The 20,023-nt window shown below is 67.9% G+C and carries 16 protein-coding genes and 1 pseudogene; 9 read left to right on the top strand and 8 right to left on the bottom strand.

The annotated features are described in order from the left end of the window. A pseudogene (locus ACJ4V0_RS17855) lies at positions 1-565 on the bottom strand (IS630 family transposase); the annotation flags it as partial. Between the two features lie 331 nt (positions 566-896). Here ACJ4V0_RS17855 and secG point away from each other — a divergent pair. From secG to glmS, 9 genes are all read left to right on the top strand, one after another. Beyond that, entirely contained in the window at positions 897-1,325 is a 429-nt protein-coding gene (secG, locus tag ACJ4V0_RS17850; protein WP_448300951.1) for a preprotein translocase subunit SecG, read from the top strand. Between the two features lie 177 nt (positions 1,326-1,502). Continuing rightward, positions 1,503-3,131, top strand: coding sequence for a CTP synthase (pyrG, locus tag ACJ4V0_RS17845; RefSeq protein ID WP_448300950.1), 1,629 nt, complete (start codon positions 1,503-1,505; stop codon positions 3,129-3,131). Beyond that, complete coding sequence (locus tag ACJ4V0_RS17840; RefSeq protein ID WP_448300949.1) at positions 3,131-3,478, top strand: DUF1190 domain-containing protein; 348 nt, start codon at positions 3,131-3,133, stop codon at positions 3,476-3,478. The genes pyrG and ACJ4V0_RS17840 overlap by 1 nt, the downstream gene beginning before the upstream one ends. Before the next feature lie 51 nt (positions 3,479-3,529). Continuing rightward, the gene (locus tag ACJ4V0_RS17835; protein WP_448300948.1) at positions 3,530-3,937 is read left to right on the top strand and encodes a DUF350 domain-containing protein; all 408 of its coding nucleotides are present in this window, start codon (positions 3,530-3,532) and stop codon (positions 3,935-3,937) included. A 10-nt stretch (positions 3,938-3,947) separates the two neighbouring features. Then, positions 3,948-4,532, top strand: a complete 585-nt coding sequence (locus tag ACJ4V0_RS17830) for a hypothetical protein (RefSeq protein ID WP_448300947.1) — start codon at positions 3,948-3,950, stop codon at positions 4,530-4,532. Between the two features lies 1 nt (position 4,533). After that, positions 4,534-5,694 carry a glutathionylspermidine synthase family protein gene (locus ACJ4V0_RS17825; RefSeq protein WP_448300946.1) on the top strand — a complete coding sequence of 387 codons (1,161 nt, stop codon included), beginning with the start codon at positions 4,534-4,536 and terminating at the stop codon, positions 5,692-5,694. 106 nt (positions 5,695-5,800) lie between these two features. Beyond that, the gene (gene kdsA, locus ACJ4V0_RS17820; RefSeq protein WP_448300945.1) at positions 5,801-6,646 is read left to right on the top strand and encodes a 3-deoxy-8-phosphooctulonate synthase; all 846 of its coding nucleotides are present in this window, start codon (positions 5,801-5,803) and stop codon (positions 6,644-6,646) included. A gap of 61 nt (positions 6,647-6,707) precedes the next feature. Further along, positions 6,708-8,084, top strand: a complete 1,377-nt coding sequence (gene glmU, locus ACJ4V0_RS17815; RefSeq protein WP_448300944.1) for a bifunctional UDP-N-acetylglucosamine diphosphorylase/glucosamine-1-phosphate N-acetyltransferase GlmU — start codon at positions 6,708-6,710, stop codon at positions 8,082-8,084. A 168-nt stretch (positions 8,085-8,252) separates the two neighbouring features. Beyond that, entirely contained in the window at positions 8,253-10,079 is a 1,827-nt protein-coding gene (gene glmS, locus ACJ4V0_RS17810; protein ID WP_448300943.1) for a glutamine--fructose-6-phosphate transaminase (isomerizing), read from the top strand. A gap of 193 nt (positions 10,080-10,272) precedes the next feature. Here the strand turns inward: glmS and ACJ4V0_RS17805 are convergent, their stop codons facing one another. From ACJ4V0_RS17805 to topA, 7 genes are all read right to left on the bottom strand, one after another. Further along, positions 10,273-11,301, bottom strand: a complete 1,029-nt coding sequence (locus tag ACJ4V0_RS17805; protein WP_448300942.1) for a patatin-like phospholipase family protein — start codon at positions 11,299-11,301, stop codon at positions 10,273-10,275. A gap of 67 nt (positions 11,302-11,368) precedes the next feature. After that, complete coding sequence (locus ACJ4V0_RS17800) at positions 11,369-12,532, bottom strand: MFS transporter (protein WP_448300941.1); 1,164 nt, start codon at positions 12,530-12,532, stop codon at positions 11,369-11,371. A gap of 55 nt (positions 12,533-12,587) precedes the next feature. Continuing rightward, on the bottom strand, positions 12,588-13,520 hold the full coding sequence (locus ACJ4V0_RS17795) for a PepSY domain-containing protein (protein ID WP_448300940.1): 933 nt from the start codon (positions 13,518-13,520) through the stop codon (positions 12,588-12,590). A gap of 92 nt (positions 13,521-13,612) precedes the next feature. Further along, complete coding sequence (locus ACJ4V0_RS17790) at positions 13,613-14,359, bottom strand: NUDIX hydrolase (protein ID WP_448300939.1); 747 nt, start codon at positions 14,357-14,359, stop codon at positions 13,613-13,615. Continuing rightward, positions 14,356-14,796: a DUF983 domain-containing protein gene (locus ACJ4V0_RS17785; protein ID WP_448300938.1), complete on the bottom strand. Its 441-nt coding sequence runs from the start codon at positions 14,794-14,796 to the stop codon at positions 14,356-14,358. Before ACJ4V0_RS17785 ends, ACJ4V0_RS17790 begins: the two co-directional genes overlap by 4 nt. Beyond that, positions 14,793-17,120 carry a ribonuclease R gene (rnr, locus tag ACJ4V0_RS17780; RefSeq protein ID WP_448300937.1) on the bottom strand — a complete coding sequence of 776 codons (2,328 nt, stop codon included), beginning with the start codon at positions 17,118-17,120 and terminating at the stop codon, positions 14,793-14,795. The genes ACJ4V0_RS17785 and rnr overlap by 4 nt, the downstream gene beginning before the upstream one ends. 94 nt (positions 17,121-17,214) lie before the next feature. Next, positions 17,215-19,905, bottom strand: a complete 2,691-nt coding sequence (topA, locus tag ACJ4V0_RS17775; RefSeq protein ID WP_448300936.1) for a type I DNA topoisomerase — start codon at positions 19,903-19,905, stop codon at positions 17,215-17,217. Positions 19,906-20,023: the final 118 nt, after the last annotated feature.

Genomic DNA, 20,023 nt, shown 5'->3' with positions numbered 1-20,023 from the left:
TCCTGGAACCAGATCTCGATGGGCTTGCGGCGGGCTACCCGGCCGACATGGGCTTCGAGCGTGCGCGCGAAGTTTTTTTGAACGCCTGGATGACCTCGCCATCCTGTTTAGGGTGACGCGGACGCGCGCTGACGTGCGAGAAGCCGAGCGTCTTCAGAAGCTTGCCAATCGTGCGCTCGTGGTACTGGACCCCGAAGCGCTCGGCGACCAGCGCCTGGAGGTCAACCCGCCGCCAGCGCACCACGCCATGGACCGCACGGTCGGGACCGGTCTCGACGATGGCGGCCAACTCGGCCTCCTGCGCCGCGGTCAGCCGACGTGGCCTCGGCCGCGCGAGATCGTCCTTCAGGCCTTCCGGGCCGTGGTCGTTGAAGCGATGGACCCAATCCCGCAGCGTCTGGCGGTCCATCCCGCCGATCCTGGCAGCTTCCGTGCGGTTCATCCCGTCCAGCACCGCCGCCAGCGACAAAAGCCGCCGGCTCTGGTTCGCGTGCCGCGAGGCCGCCGCCAGCCGCCGCAGCTCCGGCGCCGTCCATTCTCCCGTGAGCGCAATCGGTTTGGCCATGGCATGGACCCTCCATGCTATCTTGAATCACGATCACGCGCCGATGGGAATCCCTCGCGAGTCAGCGGTCGCGCCCCTTGGTATAAGAATATTATCTCCGTTCCATGTTTCCGACCAACTGGCCTTCGGGCCAAGCAGTAGGGGCAACCCATGTTGGCCCCTTGCCGTATCGGTGCGGCATCTGTGGATATTCGGACTGGGTGATGATGAAACACGGCGCACGGCTTTCGTTGATGCCCACGAAATGCTGCTCAACTCGCTTGGGGTAGGCAAGTCCCGTCCGATCGTGTAGAGACGCCCATTCTTTCGAGCCAGGGACCGTTCCGCGGCCATGCAGTCCGTCATTCTCGTCGTTCACCTGATGATCGTGCTTGCGCTGATCGTCGTGGTCCTCCTGCAGCGCTCCGAAGGCGGTGGCCTCGGCATGGGCGGGGGCGGCGGCAACTTCATGTCCTCGCGCGGCACGGCCAACGTCCTGACCCGGGCGACGGCGATCCTGGCGGGCGCCTTCTTCTTCACCTCCATCGTCCTCGCCCTTCTGGCGACGCAGGCGCGCGGCCCCCGCTCGCTGCTCGACCGTCCGGCGACCAGCGCTCCGGCGACGCCGGCGGCCCCGGCGTCTCCCGCCACGCCGCAGGTGCCGCAGTCGGGTGGTGGCCAGGGCGGCACGGGCATGCTCGAGGGCCTGCGCGGCCTGTCGCAGCCGCCGGCGGCTCCCGGCGCCCCCGCGGCTCCGGCTCCGGCGGCCCCGCGACAGTAATCTGGGGACGAGGGCGGAATTGCCGCCCGCGGCCATTGCCAGCGCGCTCAGCCGGCTTAGGACGAACATCGAACCAGGGCCGGGCGACCGGCCCTTCTCTTTTGTCCGGGGAGAAGAGGGCGACAGGCCTTCGTCTCGCTACCCGAATCGGTCGTTGCGCCTTAAAGAGGAGGCCCCATGACGCGGTATATTTTCATCACCGGCGGCGTGGTCTCGTCCCTCGGAAAAGGTCTGGCCTCGGCGGCGCTCGGCGCCCTGCTGCAGGCGCGTGGCTACACGGTCCGGCTGCGCAAGCTCGACCCCTATCTCAACGTCGATCCCGGCACGATGAGCCCGACGCAGCACGGCGAGGTCTTCGTCACCGACGATGGCGCGGAGACCGACCTCGACCTAGGCCACTACGAGCGCTTCACGGGCCGGCCCTGCACGCGCGCCGACAACATCACGACGGGGCGCATCTACCAGGACATCATCACCAAGGAGCGGCGCGGCGACTATCTCGGCGCGACGATCCAGGTCATTCCGCACGTCACCGATGCGATCAAGGACTTCGTCCGCACCGGCAACGAGGGCTTCGACTTCGTTCTGGTGGAGATCGGCGGCACGGTGGGCGACATCGAGGGCCTGCCCTTCTTCGAGGCCATCCGCCAGCTCGGCAACGAGTTGCCTGAGGGCGACAGCATCTATGTCCACCTGACGCTTCTGCCCTACATCGCCTCGGCGGGCGAGTTGAAGACCAAGCCGACGCAGCATTCGGTGCAGGAACTGCGCTCCATCGGCATCGCGCCCGACATCCTGCTCTGCCGCTGCGACCGGCCCATCCCGGAGGGCGAGCGCAAGAAGCTGGCGCTGTTCTGCAACGTCCGCCCCTCGGCGGTTGTCGAGGCGCGCGACGCGGGCTCCATCTACGACGTGCCGCTGGCCTATCATCAGGCCGGGCTCGACGACGAGGTGCTGCGCGCCTTCGGCATCGAGGTGAAGGGCGAGCCGGACATGCGGCGCTGGGCCGATGTCTCCTCGCGCGTCCACAACCCGGAGGGCGAGGTCAACATCGCCATCGTCGGCAAGTACACGGGGCTGAAGGACGCCTACAAGTCGCTGATCGAGGCGCTGGCCCATGGCGGCATGGCCAACAAGGTCAAGGTCAACCTCGAGTGGATCGAGAGCGAGGTCTTCGAGAACGAGGACCCCTCGCCCTACCTGCAGGACGTCCACGGCATTCTCGTGCCCGGCGGCTTCGGCCAGCGCGGCGCCGAGGGCAAGATCCGGGCAGCGCGCTTCGCCCGCGAGCGCAAGGTGCCCTATTTCGGCATCTGCTTCGGCATGCAGATGGCGGTGATCGAGGCGGCGCGGAACCTTGCCGGCGTGACCAATGCCAATTCGACCGAGTTCGGCCCGACCCCTGAGCCTGTCGTCGGCCTGCTGACCGAATGGCTGAAGGGCAACGAGCTGCAGAAGCGCAGTTCGGGCAGCGATCTCGGCGGCACCATGCGGCTCGGCGCCTATACCGCGCATCTGAAGCCGGATTCGAAGATCGCCTCGATCTACCGCGCCGACGTGATTTCCGAGCGCCACCGCCACCGCTACGAGGTCAATCTCGACTATCGGAAACGGCTTGAGGACAAGGGCCTCGTCTTCACCGGCCTGTCGCCCGACGGCGTTCTGCCCGAGACGATCGAATACCCGGACCATCCCTGGTTCATCGGCGTGCAGTATCACCCCGAGCTGAAGAGCCGGCCCTTCGATCCCCATCCGCTGTTCCGCTCGTTCATCGAGGCGGCCAAGGCGCAGTCGCGCCTGGTCTGATGAAGCCGGTCGCGGTCGCAGGCTCCCTGGTGATCCTGACGGCGGGGGCCATCGTCGCCTACGTCATGCTCACCGGCGGCGAATGCGCCGGTGCGGCCGTCTATCGCGACGTCGCCTCCTGCGTGTCCAGCGGTCGCACGGTCTCCGGCTGCCAGGGGCACCTGGCCGAGGCCAACCGCCGGCTGACACAGACGGGACCCGTCTTCGACATGCGCCAGCAATGCGAGGACATCTATCGTTCCTGTCAGCCGGCCGCACGCGCCGTCGGATTCGTGCCGGTGGCTACCGGCTTCTGCCTCAGACCTGGAGCGCCCGACAGGGTCGTGCCGGTGTTCGGGCGAGGCTAGTCTCCCGTCCGGTCCGGCGTTAGCCTCGGCTGGCAACGGTCAGGAGGGGCTATGATCATCGCGGACTATCTCTCGGGCTTTCCGGCTTTTCTCGCGCACTATGCGCTCGCCATTCTGTTCCTCGTCATCTTCGGCGCGATCTATACGACCATCACCCGCCACAACGAGTTCGACCTGATCCGCAAGGGCAATACGGCGGCGGCCATCTCGCTCGCCGGCAGCCTGATCGGCTTCTCGCTGCCGCTCGCGGCATCAGTCGAATATTCCGAATCGATCCTCGACAACGCACTCTGGGCCTGCGTGTCGCTGTTTATCCAGATCGTCATCTACTACCTCGCGCGCGTCATCATCGACGATCTCAGCGGTCGCATCGAACGACAGGAACTCTCCGCCGGCATCTGGCTCGGGGCGGTGTCCATCGCCGGAGGTCAACTGGCCGCCGCCTCGATGACGACATGAGGAGGGGCCGATGACGGACCAGAAACCTCCCCAGAAGCCGCCCTTCGGCAAGAAGCAGCGCCGCAACCTTCCCAAGCCCCAGGTGCGGGTGGATGCGGCGGCGCCGCCCCGGCAGAAGCGCTCCATGCTGTTGTCGCCGGCCGGGCTTGGCACCATGGCGGTCCTCGGCGTCGGCGCGATGGTCGTCACCAACGGCTTCGGCGGCGGCGGCACGCGGCAGACCTGTTCGGTCGGGCAGGTGGCGACCTCGGTCGCCCAGTGCGAGGCGCTGATGCCCGGGCCGCAATGCGCGGCTGCCTTTGCCGGCGGGGCGGCGGCGGTCGGACTGTCCCGCGCGGGTTCCGGTCCATGGTCGGTGCAGCCGGTGTCGCTCGGCGCCGGTGGAGCCTACCAGACCCTCGCGGGCGTGCCTTTCAGCACGGCCCGGACGTGCCGGTCGTCGAGCAGCACCTCGCGCTCCTACTTCTGGGGCGGCAGTTCGTCGGCGGGGCGCAGTTCGTCGGGCCTTTCCTCCGGCCAGAGCCAGGGGGTGACGCGGTCGGGGTTCGGATCGACCGCCCGAGGCTTCTCCAGTTCTTCCAGCAGGGGTGGATGACATGCAGAGGATCGCCATCGCCGAACGCCCCAACTGGCGCGCGCTCGCGGACGAATACGGCTTCGCCTACGCCATGCCGGACGGCGAGCGCTACTGGGACGAGCGCGCCTATTACAGCTTCACGCTGCGCCAGATCGAGGACGACATCGAGGAGGGAACGGCCGAACTGGTGGCGATGTGCGGCGAATGGGCCGGGCGTGCCGTGCGCGACGAGGAATATCTCAAGCGCCTCAACATTCCCTCGACCTATTGGGACTGGATCGCGCAGAGCTGGGACCGCCACGATCCGAGCCTCTACGGCCGCTTCGACCTCGTCTATGACGGCAAGAGCCCGCCAAAGCTGCTGGAGTTCAACGCAGACACGCCGACCTCACTCTACGAGGCCTCCGTCTTCCAGTGGTACTGGCTGGAGGACCGGATCAAGGCCGGTGTGCTGCCGAAGAACGCCGACCAGTTCAACAACCTGCACGACCAGCTCATCGCCCGCTTCTCGGCCTGGCCGACGGCCAGCCTTCTGCACATGACGGCCTTTTCCGAGGAGATCGAGGACCGCAAGAACGTCGAGTACATGGCCGAATGCGCCGGCGAGGCGGGCCACCAGGTGGTGCTCCTCGACATCGCCTCGATCGGTCTCGACCGGACGGGGCGCTTCGTCGACGAGGAAAACCGCGAGATCCGGACGCTGTTCAAGCTCTATCCGTGGGAATGGCTGATCCACGAGGAATTCGGCTCGGCCATGCCGGGCTCGCCGACGGTGTGGATCGAGCCGCCATGGAAGATGCTGCTGTCGACCAAGGCGATCCTGCCCGAGTTGTGGAAGCTGTCGCCGGGCCATCCGAACCTGCTGGAAAGCTACTACGAGGGCGATCCGGCGGCGTCGAACATCGGTCGCGACTATGTGGCCAAGCCGATCTTCTCCCGCGAGGGTGCGAATGTGGAGATCCGCCGCGGCGGCGTGACAGTCGCCGCGCCCGAGGGTCCCTATGACACGCTGCCGCGGGTCATCCAGGCGCTGGCGCCGGAGGTGGTGTTCGACCGGATGCGGCCGGTGATCGGCTCCTGGATCATCGATCAGGATCCGGCCGGAATCGGCATCCGCGAGGATGCCGGCCTCGTCACCGGCAACGCCTCCTGCTTCGTGCCGCACGCCATCGTCGATTGACGGGCACGGACCGCGATCCCATCTCGGGTTGATCGGCACGGGCGGGTCTGCGAGAACCCGCCCGGCAGACCAGCCCCGCCGTCGCGGCGCGAGAAGGGACCATGACGTGATTGCAGCTCTCGAACAGGCAACCGTCGATGTCGGGGGCGTGCGCTTCGGCAATCGCCTGCCGCTCGCCCTCATCGCCGGCCCCTGCGCCATGGAAAGCCGCGATCATGCGCTGGAGGTCGCCGCGGCGCTCCAGGAGATCACGACGAAGGTCGGCATCGGGCTCGTCTACAAGTCGTCCTTCGACAAGGCGAACCGCACCTCCGGCAAATCGTCGCGCGGCATCGGCCTCATGGCCGCCATGCCGGTCTTCGCCGAGGTGAAGGAGCGGTTCGGCCTGCCGGTCATCACCGACATCCACGAGATCAACCAGTGCGCCGCCGTCGCCGAGGTCGTCGACATCCTGCAGATCCCGGCATTCCTGTGCCGGCAGACAGACCTGCTCGTCGCAGCGGCGAAGACGGGCCGCGTCGTCAACGTCAAGAAGGGCCAGTTTCTCGCCCCCTGGGACATGGCCAATGTCGCCGCCAAGATTCGCGAGGCCGGCAACGCCAATGTCATGGTGACGGAGCGGGGCGTCTCCTTCGGTTACAACACCCTCGTCTCCGACATGCGGGCCCTGCCGATCATGGCCGAGACGACCGGCGCGCCGGTCATCTTCGACGCCACCCATTCGGTGCAGCAGCCGGGCGGCAAGGGCTCGTCCTCCGGCGGCCAGCGGGAGTTCGTGCCGGTTCTGGCGCGGGCGGCGGTGGCGGTCGGCGTCGCCGGCGTCTTCATCGAGACCCATCCCGACCCGGACAAGGCCCCGTCCGACGGACCCAACATGGTGCCGCTGAAGCAGATGGAGAGCCTGCTCAGGATGCTCGTCGCCTTCGACAGGCTGGCCAAGGGGATCGGGTGATCTCTCTGCACGACGTTCTCCATGCCAGAATGCCGGTGACATCCCGAATCGGACTTCGCCCATGACCGACCGCACCTGCCTGTCCATCGTGCTCGCCGCGGGCGAGGGGACGCGGATGAAGTCCGCCCGGCCGAAGGTGCTGCACGAGGTCGCCGGCCTGTCCATGGTCGGTCACGTGCTTCGCGCCGTGGCGGCGGCGGGCGGAACCGCTGCCGCGGTCGTCGTCGGCCCGGACCGCGAGGATGTTGCGGCCGAGGCGCTGCGGGTAAAGCCGGACGCCGCCATTCATGTCCAGACCGAGCGGCTCGGTACCGCTCACGCCGTGCTGCATGCCGAGGCGGAGATCGCGCGCGGCTTCGACGATGTCATCGTGGCTTTCGGCGACACCCCGCTGGTGACGCCGGAGACCTTCGGCCGGCTCCGCGCAGCACTCGCCGGAGGCGCTGGCGTCGCGGTGCTCGGCTTCGAAGCGGTCGACCCCTTCGGCTATGGCCGGCTGGTGATGCAGGACGGCATGCTCGCCGCCATCGTCGAGGAGAAGGAGGCGAGCGAGGCCCAGCGCGCCATCACCCTGTGCAACGGGGGGCTGATGGCGCTCGCCGGAAAGACCGCTCTCGGCATTCTCAGGCGTATCGGCAACGCCAATGCCAGGGGCGAGTTCTACCTGACCGACGCGGTCGCCATCGCCCGGGCCGACGGCCTGTCGACGGCCGTGGTGCTGGCGCCGGAAGAAGAGGTGAGGGGCGTCAACGACCGCGTGCAACTTGCCGAGGTGGAGGCCATCGCCCAGAGACGGCTGCGCGAATCCGCGATGCGTGGGGGCGTGACCATGACGGCTCCCGAGACGGTGTTCATGGCCTTCGATACGGCGTTCGGCCGCGATGTCGCCCTGGAGCCGCACGTGGTCTTCGGGCCGGGCGTCACGATTGCCGACAACGTGGTGATCCGGGCCTATTCGCATCTTGCGGGATGCGTGGTGGAGCAGGGCGCCATCATCGGCCCCTTCGCCCGTATCCGGCCGAAGAGCCGCATCGGCGAGCAGGTCCATATCGGCAATTTCGTCGAGGTGAACCGCACGACCATGAGGGCGAAGGCCGAGGCAAACCATCTCGCCTATCTCGGCGATGCCACCGTCGGCGAGGGCACCAATATCGGCGCCGGCACCATCACCTGCAATTTCGACGGCGCCGACAAGAACCCGACCATCATCGGCCGCGACGTCTTCGTCGGTTCCAACTCCACGCTGGTCGCGCCCCTGACCATCGGCAACGAGGTGCTGATTGCCGCCGGCTCGACCATCACGCTCGACGTGAAGGAAGGTGCGCTCGTCTTCGGTCGCACCAAGCAGGCGGGGCTGCCGGGGCGAGGGGCCGAGATGATCCGCGCCAACAAGGCGCGGCGGACGGCGCGCAAGGCGCGAGAACAGGGGAAAGCCTGAGGGGCGGCGGCCTCTGGGAAACTGCCCCTGTCTCACATCGTCACAGCAATTCATTTCGCGACCGCGCGGCTGCGCCGTTAAACCCACCTTGGGTCGTGGCGGCGTATAAGCGCTGGATTCGGACGCTGTGCGGCGGTGCCGCCGGACGGGACGTGGAGAACGACAAGCATGTGCGGAATCATCGGCATTCTCGGCAAGGCGCCCGTGGCGGGCCAACTCGTCGATAGCCTCAAGCGCCTCGAGTATCGCGGCTACGACTCCGCCGGCGTCGCCACCCTGGAGAACGGCGTGCTCACCCGTCGGCGCGCCGAGGGCAAGCTGAAGAATCTCGAGGCCGTCCTTGCGAAGTCGCCGCTCACCGGCACCATCGGTATCGGCCATACGCGCTGGGCGACGCATGGCGCACCGACCGAGACCAACGCCCATCCGCATGCCTCGGAGGGCGTTGCCGTCGTCCACAACGGCATCATCGAGAATTTCCGCGAGCTCCGGCAGGAGTTGGAGGCCAAGGGCGTCGTCTTCTCCACCCAGACCGACACCGAGACGGTGGCGCATCTGGTCGGGCAAGGCATGAAGGAAGGCCTGAGCGCTGTTGATGCGGTTGGTGCGGCCCTGCCGCGCCTGCGCGGCGCCTTCGCGCTCGCCTTCGTCTTCGAAGGCAACGAGAACCTGTTGATCGGCGCCCGCAAGGGCTCGCCGCTGGCGGTGGGCTATGGCGAGGGCGAGATGTATCTCGGCTCCGACGCCATCGCATTGGCGCCCTTCACCTCGGCCGTCGCCTATCTTGAGGAGGGCGACTGGGCCATCCTCGACCATGATTCCGTGGAGATCCGCGACGAGGCCGGCCACGTGGTGCAGCGGCCGGTGATCCGCTCCTCGGCAACCGCCTTCCTGGTCGACAAGGGCAACCACAAGCACTTCATGCTCAAGGAGATCTACGAGCAGCCGGAGGTCGTGGCGCGTACCACTGCCCACTACCTCGACATGGCCAACGGCAAGGTGCGCCTGCCGGCGGACCTGCCCTTCGACTGGGCCGCCCTGCCGCGCATCTCGATCGCCGCCTGCGGAACGGCCTACCTCGCGGGCTTGACCGCCAAGTACTGGTTCGAGCGCTTCGCCCGCATCCAGGTGGATATCGATATCGCCTCCGAGTTCCGCTACCGCGAGACGCCGATGGTGCCCGGCGGGCTGATGATCGTCGTCTCCCAGTCGGGCGAGACCGCCGACACCCTGGCCTCCCTCCGCTACGCCAAGGAGAACGGCCAGCACGTGCTCGCCGTCGTCAACGTGCCGACCTCGACCATCGCCCGTGAGAGCCACATCGTCATGCCGACGCTGGCCGGACCGGAGATCGGCGTCGCCTCGACCAAGGCCTTCACCTGCCAGCTCGCGGTGCTCGCCTCGCTGGCGATCGCCGCCGGCAAGGCGCGCGGCTTCGTCAATGCGGAGGAGGAGGACAATCTCGTCCGCGCCATGATGGAGGCGCCGCGCTTCATGAACGAGGCGCTGAAGCAGGAGGACCACATCGCCGGCATCGCCAAGATGCTGTCGAAGGTGCGCGACGTGCTCTATCTCGGGCGTGGCACCTCCTATCCCATCGCCATGGAGGGCGCGCTGAAGCTCAAGGAGCTCTCCTACATCCATGCCGAGGGCTATGCGGCGGGCGAACTGAAACACGGACCCATCGCGCTGATCGACGAGGCCATGCCGGTCATCGTCATCGCGCCCTTCGACAAGGTCTACGAGAAGACCGTCTCCAACATGCAGGAGGTGGCGGCGCGCGGCGGCCAGATCATCCTCGTCACCGACGAGAAGGGGGCCGAGCATGCCGAGGTCGATACGGTCGCGACCATCGTCATGCCGGACGTGCCGGCGACCATCGCGCCGATCGTCTATTCGGTGCCGATCCAGCTCATCGCCTATCACACGGCCGTCGAGATGGGCACGGATGTCGACCAGCCGCGCAACCTTGCCAAGAGCGTGACGGTTGAGTGAGGCGCGGGCGGGCGGGAGAATGGCGCGCCTCGTGAGAGAAAAAATGACGACGTCAGATCAGAATATTATTGTAATTTCTTGATGTAGGACATCAAAAAACAGCTGTCCGGTCCGGCCTTGCTGCTCGGCCTGTCCTCGACGCAGTGGGCGACGCATCCTGGCCGCGCCCAGCCGGTGGTGATCGTCTAGACCTCTACACGTACCGCTGCAGCATTGGCAGCGCATGCTCGACGCAGGCGCGCCCTTCGGCGATCGCCTCGTTGGCACGGTTGAACTCCAGCAGCCCGATGTCGCGCAGCCGCGGCACGAGCATCACATGGGGTGGCTCGCCCGCAAGACGGGTGCGGGTGATCTGGTCCTGCATGATGTTGATGGAATTGGCGATCACGTTGAAATATCCCGGCGTGGACGGCCCCCGCGGGGACAGCCGCGGGATCAGCTGCGTCGCCTGCTCGCGCAGCGCCTCCGGCAGTTGCCGCAGGATACGATCGAGGTGCTCGTTCGGAATAGGCGGACGCATGGCCGCAGCGGAGGGCTCGCTGTCGAAGCGTCGCCCGACGAGGTCGCCGTTGAGATTGACCGCAATGATCACGTCCGCCCCGAGGGCACGGCAGACCGAGACCGGTACCGGGTTGGCAAGGCCGCCGTCCACCAGCCATTGGTCGCCGATCCTGGCCGGGCTGATGATCCCGGGCAATGCGATGGAGGCGCGCACGGCATCGAGGATCGGTCCGGACTGAAGCCAGATCTCGCGGCCGGTGGCGAGGTCCGTGGCGACGGCCGCGTATTTTTTGGGACAGCTCTCGATCTGTCCGTCGATGCCGAGCCCCTGAAGAAACGCGACGATCTGCTTGCCGTCGATCAGCCCGCCCCCCGACAGGCGGACATCCATCAGTCCGACGATCTCGCGCCATGTCGCGGCCATCGCCCACTGTCGCAGGGCGGTCAGCTGCCCCGCGACATAGGCGGCGCCGACGAGCGAGCCGATGGAGGTTCCGCACACGATGTCCGGTTCGATGCCGGCCTCGGCCAGAGCGTCGATGACGCCGATATGCGACCATCCACGCGCAGACCCGCTGCCCAGCGCCAGCCCGATGCGGGGACGTGTCATGACCCGGTGATCCTGAGATACTGACAAAGACGTATCAGTATAGCGCCAGACCGATACGGTGTCGCCCGCCTGCCCATCGCCGATGCGGCCAGGGAAGCACTCCCGGCCCATCGGCCCCGTCACCGCGCTGACGAATTTGGTCAGCTATAGGGGATTTGCGGTCAGGCTCGACGAGCGGTTAACTATAGCGCATCCGCCAGGCGACGACCCCGACATAGAGGCAGAACAGGCCCGCGAAGGTCGCCATCAATCCGTGCGGCGGCCACAGGTCCATGCCGAAGCCGGCGAGCGGCGGTCCGATCATCAGGCCGGCCGAATACATGACGACGAAGGCGGCGTTGGCCTGGGCGAGGTCGGCGCCGCGGAAGCGGCTGCCGAGATGGGCGAGGCCGACCGTGTAGAGCGCGGCCACAATGCCGCCCCACACGAACAGCAGCACGCGCAGCCAGCCGACGGGGAGCGTCACGAAGGTCGCGATCAGCATGCCGGCCGCGCCGACGAGCCCGCAGGCCAGCAGCACCTTGCGACGGTCGATGCGGTCGGCGATGAGCCCGATGGGTACCTGGAAGGCGAGATTGCCGAGCGACATCAGCGACACCAGCGTGGCGGCGCCTGCAACGTCGAGCCCGATCGCCGTGCCGTAGAGCGGCAGCAGCGCGAAGGCGCCGGTCTCGGCCGAGCCGAAGACGAGGGCGGCGAGGGTCGCTGCCGGCGCCGCCCACAGGAAGGTGACGAATCCTGAGGAGGGCTGGTCGTCGATGACCGGGACCATCGCCCGCGCCAGCAGAACCGGCAGCATGGCGACGACGAGGAGCGCAGCGCCAGCGAGATAGGGGGCAGGTCCCTCCGCACCGAGCAGGATCAGAACATAGGGTCCGGCGGCAAAGCCGATGGAAAGCGCGCTCGCATAGACGCCGAGGACGAGGCCACGGCGATGCTCGGGCGCTGCCGCGTTGATCCAGTACTCCGACAGGACGAAGAGCACCGTCAGCGCCAGCGAGAAGACGAAGCGCAGCGGGAACCAGGCCCAGATCGGCTCGACAACGTAGAAGGCGAGGAGGCTGACGCCGGCGAGCACCGTTGCGCCAACGAGCAGCGCGTGGACGCCGAAGCGGCGGGCCCAGCCGGAGATGAAGGGCGCGCAGGCGATGGTGGCGACGCCGGCCATCGCCGTGTTGAGGCCGATGAGGGTGCGCGAGGCGCCCTTGGCGTCGAGGGCGAAGGACAGGAGCGGGATCGACAGCGACAGGCCGATGCCGACCGTGACGATGCAGGCGATCGCCGCGCCGAGCGAGGCGATGGTCTGGCGGGAGAAATGGTCGGTGGCGCTGGGGGCGGTCATCAGGCCGCCTCCCATGAAGGTGAGACGCGCCGATGACAAGCGCCGAATTGGTGCGTCAGGCCGGCGTGCCGACGGCAGCGCCGGTGCGGGCCGGCCGTGGCCGGCGTTTGCGGAAGCGGCGGCGCGCCCAGATGATGAGTCCGGTGACCATCAGGCCGACCAGTGCGAAGGAGATGACGACGTTCATCAGGGCGGACCAGACGCCGGCGAAATTGCCCTCGTGCCAGATCCGCACCCAGTTGCGCGTCGTCGGGGCGACGCCCTCGGCCGAGACGGTGAAGACACGGTACTCGCCGTCGACGACCACCCGCGCGAGTTGGCGACCGGCCCGGCCGCGCAGCCAGACAAGGCCGGAGAGGTCGTGCTCAGCGCCGACCTTGCGTACGACGTCCACCATCGACAGCGCCGTCGTGCGGGCAGCCGGGGGAGGCGAGCCGGTAAAGCTGACGCCCCAGACGAGGAAGAGCCCGGTCAGCGGGCTGAGGACGAGCAGCGGCAGAAGGCCCCAGGCCATGCCCTTGTGCCATCCGGACAGGGTGTTGGCGAAGCGCGGCCAGCCCATGGCGATGCCGAGCACCATCAGGACGATCATCGCGATGGTCGAGGCGTGGACCAGCCAGCCGAGGTCCAGCATCAGGGTCTCGTGCAGGACGCGGCAGTAATAGAAGAGATTGGAGAGGGTGCCGTCCTCGGTCAGTTCCGCGCCGGTGCGCACGTCGACGTCGATGGTGTCGTCGGGCCTCACACCACCGATGGAGAGGCGGCCCTCATAGGCACGGTAGGCGAGGGACCTCGCCTTGCCTTCGGGATCATGGCGGCCAAGCAGTTCAACGATCCGGTCCGCGGTCAGGGATCCCGGCTTGCCGGCGGTGACCTGGGCCATCGGCTCGAAGGAGAGGATCAGCCCCGAGAGGACGATGACCGCCAGCGGCAGAGCGAAGACGAGGGTGAGCCAGCGGTGAAAACGCAGCAGCCAAGGCTTGATCATGACGGACCCCTGTGCGGCAGGACGCCGCAGCGGTTGATTAGACCGTTTCTAATCAGGGTCCTTGCGCTGCCTCAAATCACGACCGCTTGACTTCAGTCGAGGACCTCGCGCCGGAACTCCTTGCGCACCATGAAATAGAACGGCACGGGCAGGAGCGGCGAGAAGCCCTTGGAAATCCGGTCGCCGAGTTCCTCAAGGACCACCGTGGTGATGGTCGGCAGATCCTCGTGCAGCGCCTCGTCGAGGGTCAGCCATTTGAGTTCGGTCAACTCGGCATGCGGACCGACGACGCCCTCGATGCGGTGGGCGACATGGTCGGCGTCGCAGGCAAAGAACCGCGTATCGAAACGCTTCGGCCGGCGCGGCGGGGTGATCGCACGGGCGACGAAGTGGAGCGACTCCAGATCCGGGAAGACGCCATGCTCGGCGAAGGCCTCCCAGCCCTTGGGCACGACCTCCGGCTTGCCGGCGTCGCGGGTGCCGAGCAGCAGACCGGTCTCCTCGCAGGTCTCGCGGATGGCGGTCAGCGCCAGCGAGCGGGCGCGCGACATGGAGGGACGCTGCACGCGCGACATCAGGCGGGCCTGGGCGCGATCGTGCAGCGTGCCGAACACCGGCATGGCGCGGTCGTCAGGGTCGCGGCGGCCACCGGGAAACACGAACTTGCCGGGCATGAACTTCAGGTCGTGGCGGCGCTTGCCCATCAGAACCTTGGGCTTGTGGCCCGAGCGGTCGATAAGGATGAGGGTGGCGGCGTCGACCGGCTTCTGGTTGGCCCAGCGCGTTTCGCGTTCCGTCTTCGTCAGTCGCTCGGCGAGTGCAATGCCCTTGTCGCTCACGGATTGGGTCCCTGTCTGGATTCGGCGCTGTTCTCGTCAAAGCCGTGCATGCGCAGCGCCCACTGGTAGCCGACGATGGCGCCCTTCACCGGCGGCAGCAACGCCAGGCTCATCGCGAGGGTGAGCGGCAGCCAGAGGATGAAGTGGACCCACAGGGCCGGCTCATAAGCGAGTTCGAGCCACAGGAGCAGCGGCACGATCACGTGGCCGACGATCATGATGGTCACATAGGGCGGAGCGTCGTCGGAGCGATGATGATGCAGCGCCTCGCCGCAGGAATCGCAGTGCGGGGCGACCTTCAGATAGGAGGTGAACAGCCGTCCCTCGCCGCAGGCGGGGCAGCGGCAGCGCATGCCGCGCCTGACGGCCCCCCACAGATCGCGCTTCGGGCGCACCACCTCTGCAAGGGCCTGTCCGGTCAGAATCTGCACGGTCATCGGCGGCCTTTCTTCTTCCACGGGGGCTTGGAAGGCCGATCACCCGGCCTCGCGCGCCGGCCGTCGGTGAAACCGTCGTCGCGCGCCTTGCGGGTTATGTGCGCCGGCCGCTTGCCCGGCGCAAGGCCGACGCGCCCATCGCTCATCAGTTCGAATCGCAGGGCTCCGGCTACCGGCGCCGCCTCCACGAGCCGGACGGTGACGGCGTCGCCGAGCCGGTAGGTCTCGCCCGTCCGGGTCCCCACCAGCGCCTGCTGGCCCTCCTCGTAGCGGAAATAGTCGCCGCCGATGGTGGATGCCGGTACGAAGCCGTCGGCGCCGGTGTCGTCGAGCTTCACGAAGAGCCCGGAGCGGGTCATGCCGGAGATGCGGGCGCCGAAGATGTCGCCCACCCGCTCCGCCAGATGGGCGGCGATCAGCCGGTCGATTGTCTCGCGCTCGGCCGCCATGGCGCGGCGCTCGGCGGCGGAGATCTCGGCGGCGATCTCGGCGAGGGCCGCGGCCTGGCCTTCAGTGAGACCGTCCTCGCCGAGGCCGAGCGCCTTGATCATCCCGCGATGGACGATGAGGTCGGCATAGCGGCGGATCGGCGAGGTGAAATGGGCGTAGCGCCTGAGATTGAGGCCGAAATGGCCGATGTTCTCGGGCGAATACGCCGCCTGCGACTGCGAGCGCAGCACCACCTGGTTCACGAGCTCGGTGGAGTCGGTTCCTTTCGCGCGGGCGAGGATCTGGTTGAAGTTCGAGGGGCGGAGCAGTTCCGCCTTCGGCAGCGCGATGTCGAGGGTCTTCAGGAACTCTTTCAGCGCCAGCAGCTTCTCCATGCTCGGCGCGTCATGGATGCGGTACATGCAGGGCGTGCGGTGCTTTTCCAGCGTCTCGGCGGCGCAGACATTGGCGAGGATCATCATCTCCTCGATCAGCCGGTGCGCGTCGAGCCGCTCGGGCATGACCACCCGATCCACCGTGCCGTCCGACTTCAGCAGGATCTTGCGCTCTGGCAGGTCCAGGTCGAGCGGCTCGCGGTCGTCGCGCGCCCGCTTCAGGGCGGCATAGGCGTCCCAAAGCGGCTTCAGAATCGGCTCGACGAGGTCCGCCGTCGTCTCGTCGGGATGACCGTCGATGGCGGCCTGGGCCTGGGCATAGGCGAGCTTGGCCTCCGAGCGCATCATGATGCGGTGGAAGGAATGCGACTTGCGGCGACCGTCGGCGCGGATGACGACGCGGCAGGCGAGAGCCGGTCGGTCCAGGCGGGGCTTCAGCGAGCACAGGTCGTTGGAGATGCGTTCGGGGAGCATCGGCACGACGCGGTCAGGGAAATAGACCGAATTGCCGCGGATCGCCGCCTCGCGGTCAAGCGCAGTGCCCGGGCGCACATAGGCCGCCACGTCGGCAATGGCGATGGTAAGGATGAAGCCGCCGGCATTGTCCTCGGAGGGATCGGGCTCGGCGTGGACGGCGTCGTCGTGGTCCTTGGCGTCGGGCGGGTCGATGGTGACCAGCGGCAGCTTGCGCCAGTCCTCGCGGCGTCCCAGCGCGACATGCTCGACGGCCTCGGCCTCCGCCAGCGTGTCGGAGCGGAAGACGTGCGGGATGCCATGCACCTCGAGCGCGATGAGCGAGATCGCCCGCTCGGACTTCAGGTTGCCGAGGCGCTCGCGGACCCGTGCCACCGGCGGGCCGAAGCGCGATGTGCGGACGATGTCGACGGCGACGAGATCGCCGTCCTTTGCCTCGCCCGTTGCCTCGTCGGGAATGGCGAGTTCGCGGCCGACATTCTTCTTGTCGATGGGAATGAGCCTGCCGCCATGCCCTGGTACGGCCCGGAACACACCGATGGTGCGCGAGCGGCCGCGCTCGAGGATCTTCATCACCCGGCCGACGGGGCGTGGGTCGTCGCTTGCAGACCCGCCATCGGACAGGCGCACGAGCGCGCGGTCGCCGAGGCCCGGGACGGGATCGCCCGGGCGCGGGCGATGCGGCACGGCGATGAGAATCGCCGGGGCGGGGCCGTGCTCCTCCTCGTCCCATTCGGCGGGGCTGGCGACGAGGTCGCCCTCGGCGTCGCGGGTCGTGATGTCGACGACGACGACCGGCGGCAGGGCGCCGTGCTTGGCCAGCTTGCCGCGCCCCTTGGCGACCAGACCCTCGTCGACGATGTCCTTCAGCAGCGCCTTGAGCGCGGCCTTGTCGGCGCCATGAAGGCCGAAATGGCGCGTGATCTCGCGCTTGCCCACCCGGCCGGTCTGGCTGGCGATGAAGGCCAGCACCTCCTCGCGGGAGGGCAGGCGGGAAGGGGCGTCGGTCTTGGGTCTGCGGGGCAAATGACGTCCAGATCAGGCCGACGCGGAATCCGACGGCGTTTCAAAGGCTAGCCGATCGGCGGCGCCGAAGAAACGCCGATGACGCCGGGCGGCCTCACTCCTTCGGCTTGGCTGCCTTCTTCGCCGCGGGCTTTTTCGCCGCCGATTTCTTCGCCGGCGCCTTGGCCTTGGCGCCCGCCGCCTTGTCGCTGGAGGGCTTCGCCGCCTTGCCGCGGGCAAAGCCCTTCTTCGCCGGTCCCGCGCTCTCGGCGCGGGCGGCGAGCAGCGGCACCGCCTCCTCCAGGGTGAGGCCCGCCGGGTCCTTGCCCTTGGGCAGGGTGGCGTTGACCGAACCGTGCTTCACATAGGGGCCGTAGCGGCCGGCCATGACGGTGACCGGGCCGCCGAGGGTCGGATGCTCGCCGAGTTCGCGGCCGGCCGGCGCGCTGCCGCGGCCGAAGCGGCTCTTGGCGCCGCTTTCCTTGGCGATGACGAGGTCGATGGCGCGGTTGGCGCCGATCGCCAGCACGTCGTCGTCCTTCTCCAGGTTGGCATAGGTGCGGCCGTGCTGGACGTAGGGGCCATAGCGCCCGATGCCGACCAGGATCGGCTCGCCGCTTTCCGGGTGCTTGGCCACTTCCTTCGGCAGTTCAAGCAGGGCGAGCGCCCGTTCAAGGTCGAGGCCGGCAGGCGTCAGGCCCTTTGGCAGCGACGAGCGCTTCGGCTTCTCGCCCTCGCCGAGCTGGACATAGGGGCCGAAGCGGCCGTCGCGGACAGTGACCTCGAGGCCGCTGACCGGATCGTCGCCCAGCTTGCGCGTGCCGTCGGCCGCGGTCGAGGCGGGGCCGTCCACCGCGTCGGCGCTGGGGGCCGCAAGCTGGCGGGTGAAACGGCACTCGGGGTAGTTGGAGCAGCCGATGAAAGCGCCGAACTTGCCGAGCTTCAGCGACAGCGCGCCGGTGCCGCAGGTCGGGCAGGCGCGCGGGTTCGATCCGTCGCCGCGGTCGGGGAAGATGTGCGGCCCGAGGCTGTCGTTGAGGGCGGAGAGCACGTCCGAGACGCGCAGTTCCTTGGTCTCGTCGATGGCGGCGGCAAAGTCCCGCCAGAAGTCGCGCAGCAGCGCCTTCCAGTCGAGCTCGCTGTTGGAGACGAGGTCGAGCTTTTCCTCCAGCGCGGCGGTGAAGCCATATTCGACATAGCGCTCGAAGAAGTTCTCCAGGAAGGCGGTGACGAGGCGGCCCTTGTCCTCGGGGACGAGGCGCTTCTTGTCGATCTTCACGTATTCGCGGTCCTGCAGCGTCTGCAGCGTCGCCGCATAGGTGGAAGGACGGCCGATGCCGAGCTCCTCCATCCGCTTGACGAGGCTCGCCTCGGAATAGCGCGGCGGCGGCTCGGTGAAGTGCTGCGTCGTGGCGATAGCCTGGCGGGCGAGCTTCTCGCCGACCGTCATGGCCGGCAGGCGCTTCGCCTCGTCGTCGTCGCCGTCGTCGTCGCGGTCCTCGGTGTAGAGGGTAAGGAAGCCGTCGAACTTCACCACCTGACCGGTGGCGCGCAGCTCCAGCCGGCGGCCGAGCGACGATCCGAGGCCGCCGACGGTCGCGTCGATGTCGACGGTGGTGCGCTCGAGCTCGGCGCTCTCCATCTGCGAGGCGACGGTGCGCTTCCAGATCAGCTCGTAGAGACGGGCCTGCTCGGGCTCGAGGAACTTCGCGACATCGCGCGGATGGCGGCGGGCATCGGTCGGGCGGATGGCCTCGTGAGCCTCCTGGGCGTTCTTCTGCTTGGAGGTGTATTTGCGCGGCGCGCCCGGCACGTAGCGCGCGCCGAAATCCTTGCCGATCAGGTCGCGGATGGCGGCGACGGCCTCCGGCGCCACATCGACGCCGTCGGTTCGCATGTAGGTGATGAGGCCGACCGTCTCGCCACCGATGTCGGTGCCCTCGTAGAGGCGCTGTGCGACCTGCATGGTGCGGGCCGGCGCAAAGCCGAGCTTGCGGCTTGCCTCCTGCTGCAGCGTCGAGGTGGTGAAAGGCGCGAAGGGGTGGCGGCGGGCGGGCTTTGCCTCGACGCCGGAGACGGCAAAATGCGCCTCGGCCAGGGCCTTATCGAAGGCGCGGGCCTCGGTTTCGGTGCCCACATCGAGCCGCTGGATCTTCTGGCCGTCGGCCCCCACGAGCCGGGCCTCGAAGATCTCGCCGCGGGGCGTGGAGAGGGTCGCCACCAGCGACCAGTATTCCTTCTTGCGGAAGCGCTCGATCTCGGCCTCGCGCTCGCAAACGAGGCGCAGCGCCACCGACTGGACGCGACCGGCCGACCTTGCGCCCGGCAGCTTGCGCCAGAGCACCGGCGACAGGCGGAATCCGACGAGATAGTCGAGGGCGCGGCGGGCGAGATAGGCCTCGACCAGCGCCGTGTCGATGGCGCGGGGCGCCGCCATGGCGTCCTGCACGGCCTGCCGGGTGATGGCGTTGAAGGTGACGCGCTCGACCGGCATGTCCTTGAGCACGCGCCTGTCGCGCAGGGCCTCGAGAAGATGCCAGGAAATGGCCTCGCCCTCGCGATCAGGGTCGGTCGCGAGGATCAACTTGTCCGCGCCTTTCACCAGCTTGGCGATCTCGGCGATGCGCTTGGCGCCGCGGCCGTCCGCTTCCCAGATCATCGCGAAATCGGCGTCCGGGTCGACGGAACCGTCTTTCGGCGGCAGGTCGCGGACATGGCCGAAGGAGGCGATCACCTCGTAGCCGGGGCCAAGATATTTGTTGATCGTCTTGGCCTTGGCCGGCGATTCGACGATGACGACGTTCACGCCCACGCGCCTGTGCCCCTTGGAATTGACGGCGCACCGATCATGCGGTGCCGAAAGTCGGCCGGAACATGGGCACAAGGCGTGCCCAAGTCAAATCAGTGGTGAATGCACTTTATAG

It is taken from the genome of Phreatobacter aquiterrae, from assembly GCF_053471285.1.
Note: the sequence above shows the minus strand (reverse complement) of the source record. Positions and strands in the feature narration are given on the sequence as shown.

Bases quoted from the DNA above. Each gene is read 5' to 3' on its own strand.
- secG (WP_448300951.1), top strand. From the start codon at position 897: ATGCAGTCCGTCATTCTCGTCGTTCACCTGATGATCGTGCTTGCGCTG.
- pyrG (WP_448300950.1), top strand. From the start codon at position 1,503: ATGACGCGGTATATTTTCATCACCGGCGGCGTGGTCTCGTCCCTCGGA.
- ACJ4V0_RS17840 (WP_448300949.1), top strand. From the start codon at position 3,131: ATGAAGCCGGTCGCGGTCGCAGGCTCCCTGGTGATCCTGACGGCGGGG.
- ACJ4V0_RS17835 (WP_448300948.1), top strand. From the start codon at position 3,530: ATGATCATCGCGGACTATCTCTCGGGCTTTCCGGCTTTTCTCGCGCAC.
- ACJ4V0_RS17830 (WP_448300947.1), top strand. From the start codon at position 3,948: ATGACGGACCAGAAACCTCCCCAGAAGCCGCCCTTCGGCAAGAAGCAG.
- ACJ4V0_RS17825 (WP_448300946.1), top strand. From the start codon at position 4,534: ATGCAGAGGATCGCCATCGCCGAACGCCCCAACTGGCGCGCGCTCGCG.
- glmU (WP_448300944.1), top strand. From the start codon at position 6,708: ATGACCGACCGCACCTGCCTGTCCATCGTGCTCGCCGCGGGCGAGGGG.
- glmS (WP_448300943.1), top strand. From the start codon at position 8,253: ATGTGCGGAATCATCGGCATTCTCGGCAAGGCGCCCGTGGCGGGCCAA.
- ACJ4V0_RS17805 (WP_448300942.1), bottom strand. From the start codon at position 11,301: ATGGGCCGGGAGTGCTTCCCTGGCCGCATCGGCGATGGGCAGGCGGGC.
- ACJ4V0_RS17800 (WP_448300941.1), bottom strand. From the start codon at position 12,532: ATGACCGCCCCCAGCGCCACCGACCATTTCTCCCGCCAGACCATCGCC.
- ACJ4V0_RS17795 (WP_448300940.1), bottom strand. From the start codon at position 13,520: ATGATCAAGCCTTGGCTGCTGCGTTTTCACCGCTGGCTCACCCTCGTC.
- ACJ4V0_RS17785 (WP_448300938.1), bottom strand. From the start codon at position 14,796: ATGACCGTGCAGATTCTGACCGGACAGGCCCTTGCAGAGGTGGTGCGC.